Annotated in this window: 11 protein-coding genes; 5 read left to right on the top strand and 6 right to left on the bottom strand. The window is 50.0% G+C overall.

Annotated elements, in window-relative coordinates; translation table 11 throughout:
- The first annotated feature begins 164 nt into the window (after positions 1 to 164).
- A complete protein-coding gene (locus tag EDM56_RS14975) occupies positions 165 to 1,667 on the top strand; it encodes a malate:quinone oxidoreductase (protein WP_122918703.1) in 1,503 nt (500 codons plus the stop codon).
- Positions 1,668 to 1,753: 86 nt separating this feature from the next.
- Here EDM56_RS14975 and EDM56_RS14980 read toward each other — a convergent pair whose 3' ends face one another.
- On the bottom strand, positions 1,754 to 2,521 hold the full coding sequence (locus tag EDM56_RS14980; RefSeq protein WP_246009393.1) for an alpha/beta fold hydrolase: 768 nt from the start codon (positions 2,519 to 2,521) through the stop codon (positions 1,754 to 1,756).
- Positions 2,522 to 2,817: 296 nt separating this feature from the next.
- On the opposite strand from EDM56_RS14980, the gene EDM56_RS14985 reads away from it, so the two are divergent.
- The 3 genes from EDM56_RS14985 (at position 2,818) to EDM56_RS14995 (ending at position 5,998) form a co-directional block, all read left to right on the top strand.
- Positions 2,818 to 4,209: an APC family permease gene (locus EDM56_RS14985; protein WP_122918704.1), complete on the top strand. Its 1,392-nt coding sequence runs from the start codon at positions 2,818 to 2,820 to the stop codon at positions 4,207 to 4,209.
- 159 nt (positions 4,210 to 4,368) lie between these two features.
- On the top strand, positions 4,369 to 4,824 hold the full coding sequence (locus EDM56_RS14990) for a GNAT family N-acetyltransferase (protein ID WP_122919183.1): 456 nt from the start codon (positions 4,369 to 4,371) through the stop codon (positions 4,822 to 4,824).
- A 25-nt stretch (positions 4,825 to 4,849) separates the two neighbouring features.
- Positions 4,850 to 5,998, top strand: coding sequence for a glycerate kinase (locus tag EDM56_RS14995; RefSeq protein ID WP_122918705.1), 1,149 nt, complete (start codon positions 4,850 to 4,852; stop codon positions 5,996 to 5,998).
- Positions 5,999 to 6,068: 70 nt separating this feature from the next.
- Here EDM56_RS14995 and EDM56_RS15000 read toward each other — a convergent pair whose 3' ends face one another.
- The gene (locus EDM56_RS15000; protein ID WP_122918706.1) at positions 6,069 to 6,854 is read right to left on the bottom strand and encodes a VOC family protein; all 786 of its coding nucleotides are present in this window, start codon (positions 6,852 to 6,854) and stop codon (positions 6,069 to 6,071) included.
- Positions 6,855 to 6,883: 29 nt separating this feature from the next.
- Positions 6,884 to 7,831 (bottom strand): DMT family transporter, encoded by a 948-nt coding sequence (locus EDM56_RS15005; protein ID WP_122918707.1) that lies wholly within the window; start codon positions 7,829 to 7,831, stop codon positions 6,884 to 6,886.
- A 303-nt stretch (positions 7,832 to 8,134) separates the two neighbouring features.
- Between EDM56_RS15005 and EDM56_RS15010 the strand changes: the two genes are divergently transcribed.
- On the top strand, positions 8,135 to 8,776 hold the full coding sequence (locus EDM56_RS15010) for a DUF2306 domain-containing protein (protein ID WP_122918708.1): 642 nt from the start codon (positions 8,135 to 8,137) through the stop codon (positions 8,774 to 8,776).
- Here EDM56_RS15010 and EDM56_RS15015 read toward each other — a convergent pair.
- From EDM56_RS15015 to tnpB, 3 genes are all read right to left on the bottom strand, one after another.
- Complete coding sequence (locus tag EDM56_RS15015) at positions 8,754 to 9,389, bottom strand: DUF2306 domain-containing protein (protein WP_122918709.1); 636 nt, start codon at positions 9,387 to 9,389, stop codon at positions 8,754 to 8,756. The two genes, EDM56_RS15010 and EDM56_RS15015, sit on opposite strands and share 23 nt — an antisense overlap.
- 140 nt (positions 9,390 to 9,529) lie before the next feature.
- Positions 9,530 to 10,951, bottom strand: coding sequence for an aspartate ammonia-lyase (gene aspA / locus EDM56_RS15020; RefSeq protein ID WP_122918710.1), 1,422 nt, complete (start codon positions 10,949 to 10,951; stop codon positions 9,530 to 9,532).
- A gap of 233 nt (positions 10,952 to 11,184) precedes the next feature.
- Positions 11,185 to 12,276 (bottom strand): IS200/IS605 family element RNA-guided endonuclease TnpB, encoded by a 1,092-nt coding sequence (tnpB, locus tag EDM56_RS15025; RefSeq protein ID WP_122918711.1) that lies wholly within the window; start codon positions 12,274 to 12,276, stop codon positions 11,185 to 11,187.
- Positions 12,277 to 12,278 lie beyond the last annotated feature (2 nt).

The following is a 12,278-nucleotide window of genomic DNA, read 5'->3' on the forward strand; positions in this document are numbered from 1 at the left end:
ATATAATAGTAAATATTTTAATCTCTCAACAATAGTGTTACACTATAAGCAGGTAAACATTCTTCGAAAAGGTGCGTAACTAGGTCGCACCCTGTTTGCTGTCAAAGGCTAAACAGGAGCGCCTACATCTTTTCTTCAAATACTAGCGCGTTAGGACGGTAAAAATGAGTAACAGACAAATCAAAACAGACGTTATCTTAATTGGTGCCGGAATCATGAGTGCGACTTTAGGGTCACTGCTGAAGGAATTAGTACCAGATTGGGAAATTACAGTGTTTGAGAAGCTTGCAAGCGCAGGTGAGGAAAGTTCCAACGAGTGGAATAATGCGGGAACTGGGCATGCTGCACTGTGCGAGCTGAACTACACGAGCGAGAAACCTGACGGATCGATAGATATTAGCAAAGCGATTAAAATTAATGAACAGTTTCAGGTTTCAAAACAGTTTTGGTCCTATCTTGTAAGCAGCAAGCTGATCAGCAATCCGCAGGACTTTATCATGCCATTGCCTCATATGAGTTTGGTTCAAGGGGAACAAGATGTAGAGTTTTTGAAGAAGCGTTTTGAGGCAATGTCAAACAATCCTTTGTTCCAAGGTATGGAATACTCCGATGACCCAGAAAAGCTGGCGGAATGGCTTCCACTTGTTATGACAGACCGTACATCGGATGAGCCGATTGCAGCAACAAAAATCGACTCCGGAACTGATGTCAACTTTGGTGCGTTAACACGCATGTTATTTGACCACTTGCAAAATAAAAACGTCGAGGTCAAATACGAGCATAGTGTCGATGATATCAAACGTACCAGCGACGGCTTGTGGGAATTGAAAGTGAAGAACCACAAAAATGGCGTCGTCCAACGCCATACAGCAAAATTTGTCTTTATCGGTGGTGGAGGCGGAAGCCTGCATCTGTTGCAAAAATCGGGTATTCCGGAAGGGAAACATATTGGTGGATTCCCGGTAAGCGGAATTTTTATGGTGTGCAAAAATCCGGATGTTGTCGAGCAGCATCATGCAAAAGTATACGGTAAGGCTAAGGTTGGTGCGCCGCCTATGTCTGTGCCGCATCTTGACACACGTTATATCGACAATAAAAAATCGTTGTTATTCGGACCGTTTGCCGGCTTCTCGCCTAAGTTCTTAAAAACGGGCTCCATGTTCGATTTAATCACTTCCGTAAAACCGAATAACGTCTTAACGATGTTGGCGGCAGGTGCAAAAGAGATGGCATTGACAAAATACCTGATTCAGCAAGTTATGCTATCGAAAGAACAGCGTATGGAAGAGTTGCGCGAGTTCATCCCGAACGCGAAAAGCGAGGATTGGGATATGGTCGTAGCAGGTCAACGTGTACAAGTTATCAAAGATACAGAAGCGGGCGGCAAAGGTACGCTTCAATTCGGTACGGAAGTAATTACTGCGGCGGATGGTTCGATCGCTGCATTGCTCGGGGCTTCTCCGGGTGCTTCTACCGCTGTTTCCGTCATGCTTGAGTTAATCAAAAAATGCTTCCCGCAGCAGATCAATGAGTGGGAACCGAAATTAAAAGAAATGATTCCAACGTATGGCGTATCACTGATGGCTCACCCAGAGCTGATTCAGGAAATTCATACGTCCACAGACCGTGCGCTTGAACTGAGCAAAGAACTGGCTCTTTCCAAGTAGACCGGACAAAAAGGAATCATAAGGCAAGCGGCCTTCGTCCTTACATTTCGTGGGATGAAGGCCGTTTCATTTTGGGTTCGTTGGCGTTAGGCTTGTTTTTTTCCTTCATGAATTTGCTCCAGACACGCTTGAATCGCGGCAATGACGACGTTCGGCTCGGTCAATTGAGGAAAATGCCCGCTTTTTTCAGCGATGATGTGGGTGCTCGTTGTGGATAAGGAAAGCAAGTCTAACTGATTGTCCATTCTTTTTAACCGAGCTTCCTCGGGCATCATGCGATTCTCTTTGCCACCTGTAATCACGAATACTGGTACCGCGGGAAAGGAAGCGATTTTCTCGATGTGTGCGACCGTGCTTTTCACAAAATTTACTTCATAAAACTTTTTATGCGGATTCAAGGAATCAAACATTGAAAATAGTTTGTTGATGGCTTTGACAAACGACCCTTGATACTGATCCAAATGAATATCTTTGGGATGGCTGGCTTCCAGAAAGACGATCCCTTCCACTTCCTTTGGATAAAGGCGGGCATACAAATTCGCATACAGCCCACCCAATGAATGACCAACAAGCACGTATGGGGGCTCAAATCCTGCTATGGACAATGCTTCGCGCAATGTCTCTACAATCGTCAGTCCATCTTGAGGCTCTTTCGGCTGATCGCTGCCGGTGACGCCAAAACGGTTGTAGGCGAACACAGAGGATGATTCGGAAATGACTGGCAAAATGTGCATCCAGCCTTCAATGGGACCCGATCCGCCGTTGATCAAAACGATTGGCGGCTTGCCGGTTCCGCTGGTGGTATATTGGATGGTCCCTTTGGAGGTCTTCATGTTTACTTTGGCGATGGGCAAAACAGCGCACCTCACTTTGTATGGATACACTTGGATACGTTCGTGGATGAAGAAGGTTCCATAAAATAGAAGTTACTGCCGAAATCATACCGTTTGCTTCGAGTTATGCAGCAATGAAGCATACTTATGCGATAATGGGTAAAATTTCAAGCGTTTGCGTCTGGAAAAGGCAGAAAAAACAGAAAACAGTCGTTTGGCACGAATTATGTATCCATAAAGCCAAAAGAAAGGAGGAAGCATAATTAAACTGGTCTGACCGGTTTGACCAAATTGGAAAAGATGGGGGTAAGCAAACAATGCAGACAGAGACGACAGTAACAGGCACAACCAGAGGTGCATCCTCCGCGCGCGAACTGAAACGCGTGCTCACGCTGCCATCGCTCGTGTTTTATGGAATTGCTTTCCTGGTTCCTACCTCGATTTTTGACATGTATGGCATCATCTCAAACACTACGCATGGCATGCTAAGCTTCACCCATCTTATTACGGCTGTGGCGATTCTGTTTACAGCCTACAGCTATGGGCGAATGGCGACCGCATTTCCGGTGTCAGGCTCTGCGTACACGTATGTACAGCGTGCGATCAATCCGTACATGGGGTTTTTGACCGGCTGGACCGTCATGATGGATTATTTGCTGGCGCCGATGCTTTCGTACATTTTTGCCGCCAACTACTTAGGTGCGCTTTTTCCCGATGTCCCACGGTGGATCTGGATCGTCGGGTTCACGGCATTCGTGACGACGGTGAGCTATATCGGTATCAATGTGACGGCATGGGTCAACAACGCGATTGTCATCGTCCAGCTGTCGATCATCGCTGTTTTCACGTTTTTTGTCTGCAAGTACATTTGGGGCGGCGGCGGAACCGGGACGTTTTTTGATTCGTCCGTATTCCTCAACCTGCAGGAGCTGGCGAAGCCGGACGTAGGCTGGAGTGTGATTTTTACCGGCGCCTCGATATTGGTGCTGTCCTATTTTGGCTTTGATGCGGTCACGACTGTGGCGGAGGAAGCGATCGAGCCGAAAAAGAATGTGGCGCGTGCCGTCATGATCATTTGCGCAGGAGCCGGGGTGATGTTCACCTTAGTTTCCTACCTGATGCTTTTGGCATGGCCGACGGGCTGGAACGAATTCACCGATGTCAACACAGGCTCACTGGCTTTGTTTCAAAAAATCGGGCTCAGTACATTGGCCGTCATTTATCCGTTTTTCACTGTGATCGGGGCGATCGCAGGCCCGTTGGCCGCACAGACGGCTTGCTCGCGCATGCTGTACAAAATGGGGCGGGAAGAAGTGCTGCCGAAGCGATTCTTCGGGTATATTCATCCGAAAACGGCTACCCCGACCAATTGCATCCTGCTGATCGGTGCGGTTAGTCTGAGCGCTTTGTTTTTCGATTTACGCACCGCGATTTCGCTCGTGAACTTTGGGGCGCTGTTCGGCTGCACGTTTGTGAATTTGTCCGTCATCTTTCATTACTTTATCAAAGGGAAAAAGCGCGGGGGAGCCGACAGTGTGCGCTACTTGCTGGTACCCGCGATCGGAACTGTCATAACTTTGTTCTTCATTTACATGCTGGACGGCTATGCCAAAATGGCTGGCATTACCTGGCTTACCATCGGTCTGTTTTATTTGGCTGGCAGCACGAAGTTTTTCCGCAAGCTTCCACCGAATTTGGGGCTGGATTGAGCAAAGAGTTCGGGAATTCAGTGGGGACGTGACCTCGGCATTGGCCGGGCCGTTCCCGCTTTTTCGTTTCTGGTGCATGTGCAACAAACACGATGGTTGAAAGTGGCTGACAATATAAGTAAAGTAGGGGTAAACGAACTGGAATGAGGGGTGTTTGTTCTGAATATTAAAATAGATGATTTGACTGGACCTGAAATAGCCGCGTTAATCGGGGAACATTTGCAAAATATGGCCCAGCATTCTCCGCCAGAAAGCATACATGCCTTGAACCTCGACCGGTTGCGGAAACCGGAGATCACGTTTTGGAGCGCGTGGGAAGAGGGCGAGCTGATTGGCTGCGGGGCGCTCAAGGAGCTGGACGCCCTGCACGGGGAGGTCAAATCGATGCGGACGGCTTCCGCGCATTTGCGAAAAGGTGTCGCAGGTCGAATGTTGCAGCATGTGATTGAGGAAGCCAAGCGCCGCGGTTATCGGCGGCTCAGCTTGGAAACGGGCTCGATGGCTGCTTTCGAACCGGCAAGACGGTTGTATGCGAGCTTCGGATTTCATGAGTGCGGGCCGTTTGCCAATTACGTGCTAGACGAAAACAGCGTCTTCATGACGAAAGAATTATGATACGCGAGCGAGCAGGGGGACGAACATGAAAATTGTAGTCGCACCCGATTCATTCAAAGGCTCGATTGCAGCCCGCGATTTGTGTGCCGCGATCCGCCAAGGCATCCTCACAGCTCGTCCCGATGCTCAGGTTGTCGAGCTACCGCTTGCAGATGGCGGAGAGGGAACGATGGAAAGCCTGGTCTATGCGACCAGAGGCGTCACGCAAAAGGTTCGGGTAAGTGATCCGCTGGGAAGACCGATCACTGCGGCTTATGGTGTTTTGGGCGACGAGAAGACGGTTGTGATCGAAATGGCGCAAGCGTCCGGGTTGCCGCTGCTTACTTGCGCCGAACGTAATCCGTGGCGTACTACAAGCTTTGGCACAGGGGAGCTGCTGCTTCATGCGCTCGATGCGGGCTACCGACGTTTTATTATCGGGCTTGGGGGAAGCGCCACCAATGATGGTGGAGCGGGCATGATGCAGGCGCTCGGCATCTGTTTGTATGATCAGAAGGGGGAGTTGCTCCCAGCAGGTGCGAGCGGGGGAGCGTTGGCACAGCTTGGCTCCATCGATCCGTCCGGGCTGGATGCCCGCTTGCAAGAATGCTCGTTCATCGTAGCGAGCGATGTCACGAATCCGCTGTGTGGACCGTCAGGCGCATCGGCTGTATTCGGTCCGCAAAAAGGCGCTACGCCCGAGATGGCGGCCCAACTGGATCAGACACTCATGCGGTACGGCGACATTCTTTTTGCTGAGCTTGGCGTAGACGTGCGGGAGCGTCCCGGAAGTGGTGCCGCAGGCGGGATGGGCGCTGCATGGATGGCATTTTTGCAGGCGGAATTCAAGCCGGGAATCGAACTGGTCATGGAAGCGACCGGATTCGCGGAGCATGTCCGCGATGCTGACCTGGTTGTGACGGGCGAGGGACGTCTCGATTCGCAGACGCTGTCGGGCAAAGCGATTGCAGGCGTGTGCGCGCTCGCCCAAAAGCATCGCGTCCCAACGGTCGCCCTGTGTGGCGGCATGGAGCTGACCGGCGCGCAGATGGATCAGCTCGGCTTGACGGCGGCTTTTTCTATCGTACCGAAACCGTGTAGTATCGAGGAAGCCATGGTAAATGCAGCCCAATGGGCGACGGAGCGCGCCGAGCAGATTATGCGCCTGCTGTCCATTCGCAAGACAGGTATATGATATACCAAAAAAAGCATGTCCCTTCAAAGCCAAACAATTGGCGTGATGGAGCAATGCTTTTTTACGTGTTCTAAGGAAGCTGCAAGCGCAGCGGAATGTCAGCTGCGAAGCCGGGCGTGTGATGGATGGAAAACGAATATCCTTCATGATGAAACGAGAGTGAGTCGTCGCTTGCGTGGAACGGAATGCTGTGAAGATAAAACCGTTCCTGCAGTTCATGAAGAAAAGAGAGGCTTGGCGTTCCGAATGCGATTTCGATTTTGGGAGGAACGGCTTTCATGTCGATCGGAAGCCATCGGCGATGGTGCCAGTTGGCGACTACATGTGCGGTTCCTCCGATAACAAAGTTGAAGAAGTCGCCGTCTCGCAAAGTTTTCAGCTGTAAATGGGAGCGCAGCCAATTGCGGAAAACGGGCACGCTAGCCACTGGGCAGCCGACCTCGCGCAAATATAAAATGTTGAGCGGCGTGTGCGGAACGAGGACACCATCCGCAACATACTCGTGCGCGATGATTTCGAGCAGGTTGCCGTCGCCATCGCGAAAATACAGATTCAATCGTCCGTTCTCGTCATCGATCTCCCGGCCATCCGGCCATGCCGCGATGAACAATCCTGATTGCTTCAGCCATTTCACCGATTCGTGAAATTGTTCATAGGGAACTTGGAAAGCGAAATGGACTGGCGCGAGCGGCTCATGCACTTCTTTGAACGTCAGCGAAGCATGTGGCGTGATGGCGAAGGTAATGTCTTGCCCCGTTTGTGCGATGATGGGAAAGCCGAGCCGTTCCGCATAAACTTGCCGAACGCCTTGGATGGAAAGCGTCTGTAGCTTGAGTCCGGAAAAATGTGTAATCACAGCAATTCCTCCCTACAGTGGCATTCAGGTTACTTGGAAAAAGAGACGCTGTTTTTTGCAGAGGCGCTGGTTTGTTTTCGGCCAAACCGGTTCGCCCCGACCACGCCGATGATGATCAAAGCTGCCCCGATCACATGGTACAGTGACACTTCCTCGCCCAAAAAGATTGCGCCGGCTGCCAGCGAGACGACCGTCGACAAGTTCGAGAACACGCTCATTTTCGCAGCCTCGATTTTGGAAAGGACATAGTTGGCGATCATGGACGTCACCAAGGAAGACATAATGCCCAAATACAGGACAGCGATGACAAACTGACCGTTGGCCAGCGGCGTGAAAAATTGTCCCATCGTCCCGGTTGCGATATGTTTGCCAACCGATACGAGCAGAAATAAGACAAAACCGAAGCCCATCATGACATAGCTCAATTCGGATGGCGTAAATTGCTTGGAAAGCGAGCGCGACTGTACATTGTAGCCGGAGATGGCGAAGCCGGACAACAGCAGGAGCACGATGCCTCCGATGTGAGTAGGATCGATGCTGCCTCCTTGCATGATGAAGATGAACAAAACGCCGAACACGGATAGGAGGATGGACAGCTTCTGCATGAGATTGGTTTTTTCCCGCAGGAACAGGGAAGCCAGGACCATCGTAATCACAGGCGTGAGAGCAATCAAGATCCCCCCTTCGGCAGATGTCGCATGCAACAGTCCGAATGTTTGCAAGGTAAAGAATGAGGTGGGGTACAGCAGCGCGAGCACAAGCAGGGAGCCAAGCGGCTTACCGCGGTAATTCAGCTTGATATGGCCGGTGAGCACAGGGATGGACATCACCAAAAAAGATGCGATGAAGCGGAAAGCCAATGTATCAAGCGGATCAGCGGCTGCCAGCGCATTTTTGGTAAACAGGAATGAAAAACCGATGATGAGGGCGTTCGTGATGGCAAAAACGTAGGCGAGCCCCAGCCCTTTGTTGGTCATAATGGAATCCTCCTAGAGAAAGGTTACGTTCTGGAATTTATTGTACAATCTGCGCCAATTCGTTTCATCGGCAGATAGTCGCTGCTTCTCTACAAAAATAGTCCACCCCTGTTGCAGGGTGGTCTTACGACTATTGGCTGATTTGTTTTCTAAGCCTGCGTACGGAAGTCTGTCTCCTAAGGCATCGTGAGAATTGTGTCTTATTCGGGAACGATTGGGGGAACCAGTTGCATTGTGGTCTGCAGAAGTGTAGGTTTACGAAGGAGATAGAAAAAGCGCTACAGATTGAGAAAGGGGATCTAGATGAGAAAGCACTTTTATACGCTGATGCTGGCGGTGGCTGCCGTCTTCATCGGTTATTCTTTCTACACAAATTTTATCCATGATCCCCAGGCGACCGCCTTCCTCGGACACAAGGTGACGCTGAAGCGGCCGATCAATCTGCCTGTGTGGCTGACTGTGATGGAAGTTCATATTGTGTTCGCGTGTGTCGCGATGGTGTCAGGCGCGCTCAACTTCCCCAGCCGCATCGTCCAAAACCACCGCAAGTTCCACAAATTCAACGGCTACCTGTATGTAGCCTCCGTGGTGATCGTCGACCTGACCTCAGGGTATATGGCGCCCTTTTCAACCGGTGGTAAAATCAACAGCGTGGCATTCAATCTGCTCAATGTCATTTGGCTGGGGATGACGATCGCTGCGATCGTACAAATCAAGCGAAAACAAATCGACAAGCACCGGAAATGGATGGTTCGCAGCTACGCGTTTTGCTATACAAACATGTTTATCCATCTCATTACGTTCGTCTGCCACAACGGATTCGGCATGGCGTACGAAACAAGCTATACGATCGGCGTTTACGGCACGATCCTGCTCTTGCTCGTAATCGCCGAAATCGTCCTGAGAACAGTCTATTGGCACCCTAAGGGACGATTGCGGGCGTAGCGGCGGATTTGCGGACGTACCATTCCGCGACCAACAGGTTGGGCACCCAGCAGATCCACGCGATAGCCGGATAAAAGGATGCGAACGCGCCAACTCCCCAAATAGCAAAGCAGATTGGCATCCAAAGGCGGAGCGTGACTCCGGCGAGCGTGAGGGCGTAATTGCGAAGCATCCATTCGCGATGGGCCTTCACGTTTTTTTGCTTGATTTGTTGATAGGCGGCGTAGCCCGTGTACAGCCACAAAACGGAGAGCAGGAAAAAGCCGCTCGCCGCCATGAATCCGCCTGACGCAGAAAATGCGAGGACAGCGCCCGCCAACCCGCCGAGCAGTACGGACACAAGGTATGCTTTCCCTAACGACCGATGAAGGGAAAGCCGTTTTTCGCGCAGCTTCGCGGAAAAGAGAAACGGGCCGGTGACCAGAGCGAAGGCGCTAAAAGCGATATGCAGATACAAAAATGTGTACCACGATGGCTGCAGCGGGCCCGTACTATTGATTTTCACGTTGACCAGACCGGCCTTGTCGACGCCCACCACGAGGTATTGGACAATGGAGTACGCGCTGATTGCGAGTGCAAAGAAAAGAATAATGGTCCAAATGATTTTTTTCATGATTTCGACCTTTCTATCATCAGGCATATAGGATAAATTTTACAGGAAGATAGAGGCGTGCACAAATGATTCTCCAAGGAAAGAAAAAGCCCAGCCTTGCAAACGCGAGGCTGGGCTTTTTACGGTTATTGGCGATTCGATTAATCGCGGAACAAGAGCGATTTGCCTGCAATCCCCGGATGAGTCATCTCATACGGATCGAGGATCAGGTCGAGTTCTTCTTCCGTCAGCACGTTATTCTGCAAGCACAGCTCACGCACGGATTTACCGGTCAAAATCGCTTCGCGGGCAATCCGAGCTGCAACCTCATAGCCGAGATGCGGATTGACGGCGGTGATGATGCCTGCGCTTTTTTCCACATAAGCCTTGAGAACCTCTTCATTAGCAGTGATACCGTCGAGGCAGTTTTCCTTGAACACGTGGAACACGTTGTTCATCATGCTGATCGATTGCAGCAGGTTGAACACGAGCACCGGTTCCATGACGTTCAGCTCCAGCTGTCCGGCTTCGGACGCGAGGCAGATCGTATGGTCGTTACCGATCACCTGGAAGGCAACCTGATTCACAACCTCTGCCATGACCGGATTGACTTTACCCGGCATGATTGAGGAGCCTGGTTGACGCGGCGGCAGGTTGATTTCGCCCAAACCGACGCGCGGGCCGGAAGCCATCAGACGTAGGTCGTTGGCGATTTTGGACATGTTGATCATGCAAACCTTCAGTGCAGCGGACACTTCCGTATAGGCGTCCGTATTTTGGGTGGCATCGACCAAATCTTCTGCACCAGTGATGGCGAAACCGCTGATTTCAGCAAGGTGGACCACTACATTTTCGATATAGCGCGGATCGGCATTGAGGCCAGTACCGACAGCGGTTGCGCCCATATTGACTTCATACAGGTGCTGACGGCTTTGCTGGATTCGGAGGATATCGCGGGAAAGAACCTTGCGATACGCTTCAAATTCCTGGCCGAGACGGATTGGCACCGCATCCTGCAAATGCGTACGGCCCATCTTGATGACATGGTCGAACTCTTTCGCCTTCTGCGCAAACGCGTCGCGCAATATTTCCATTGTATGTAACAGCTTCTCCAGCATGGAAAGCGTCGCCAGATGGATGGCTGTCGGGAATGAGTCGTTAGTCGATTGGGACATGTTGACGTGTGTATTCGGGCTTACTTGGAAATAATCGCCCTTTTCAAAACCGAGAATTTCCAGTGCACGGTTGGCAATGACCTCGTTGGCGTTCATGTTGATCGAGGTACCCGCACCGCCTTGAATCGGATCGACGATGAATTGCTCATGCCAGCGTCCAGCGATGATCTCTTCCGCAGCGGAGACAATTGCTTGTCCAATCCGCTTGTTAAGCTGGCCTGTTTCCATGTTGGCCAGTGCAGCTGCTTTTTTCACGATCGCCATTGCATTGATCAGCGATTCATGAATCCGGTAGCCTGTAATCGGGAAGTTCTCGATGGCACGCAGCGTTTGCACACCGTAATAGGCATCTTTCGGCACTTCTTTTTCTCCGAGAAAATCCTTTTCGATCCGTTTGGTTGCTTCCATGTGACACATCTCCTTAGAGTATTTTGAGGTAACTGTTTCTTCGAAGGAACGATGGTTCGGTCGATGGTATAGTGAAAACGATTTCGTTCACTCCTACCATCCTACCACAGTTTTCAGGATGTTTCCCATCATCTTGACACTCCCCATGCTTAAAAGTAGGGGATTCTTGGGTAGTCCCTCCTAACGGTGGGAAATTCACCAAGCTCTCCCTGTGTGTCCCACAGTTCAGTTGGCTATGCCAACAGCCGAAGTCCCTCTTGCTCAATATTGAAGGCAGCGTTTTGGTCACGATCATGTTGCACACCGCAGTTTGGACATGTCCATTGTCGCAAGTTCAGGTTTTTCACGTCTTTGTTGCGATAGCCACAGTTAGGGGTGGAACAGAGCTGGCTAGAAGGGAAGTGTTTCCCGACAATAGAGATTGTTCTGCCATACCATTGCGCCTTATACTCCAGCATCGTCCGAAACATAGACCACGAAGCATCTGCAATGGATTTTGCTAACTTGTGGTTTTTTACCATATTTTCTACTTGCAAGTCTTCCAAACAGATCACTTGGTTTTCGTTGACTAGCTTGGTTGACAGCTTATGTAGAAAATCGTTACGGGTATTTGTAATTTTTTCATGGAGTCGAGATACTTTGATACGTGCTTTGTCACGGTTTTTACTGCCTTTTTGTCTACGAGAATGAACCCGTTGCCACTTTGCTAGTTGTTTTTCATACTTACGATAGTATTTGGGATTATCCACTTTCTCACCAGTAGAGAGGATGGTGAAATCCTTGATACCAAGATCAACTCCAACTGTCTGTTCGATTTCTGGTAGTGGCTGAATCTCTGTTTCACAAAGAACAGATACAAAGTATTTACCTGAAGGATGACGTTTGATCGTAGCTGATAGGATACGTCCCTCAACTTCTCTTGATTTAGCAAATGAAACCCATCCAAGTTTCGGGAGTTTGATACGATTTCCTTCCACTTTGATGTTCATTTTGCATGTGTAGGATTGCTTTGGATTCTTCTTGCTTTTGAATTTGGGATAGCCTTTTTTCTCCTTGAAAAATTTATTGTACGAGGAATCCAAATCTTTCAAGGTGGATTGCAGGGCAGTCGAATCCACTTCTCTCAACCATTCGATTTCCTTTTTGAGTTGTGTGAGTAGAGCGGAACAGTCATTGTAATTCAGCGTTTTCTTTTCTTGTTCGTAAGCCTCTTTTCGTTTCACAAGAAAGTGATTGAATACAAAGCGAGTACATCCGATTATCTTGTTAATGAGTGTCGCTTGTTCTCTGCTAGGATATAGACGAAATTTGTACGCTCTGTGCATAT

The sequence above is a fragment of the Brevibacillus fluminis genome, assembly GCF_003710825.1.
Taxonomy (GTDB): Bacteria; Bacillota; Bacilli; order Brevibacillales; family Brevibacillaceae; genus Brevibacillus_D; species Brevibacillus_D fluminis.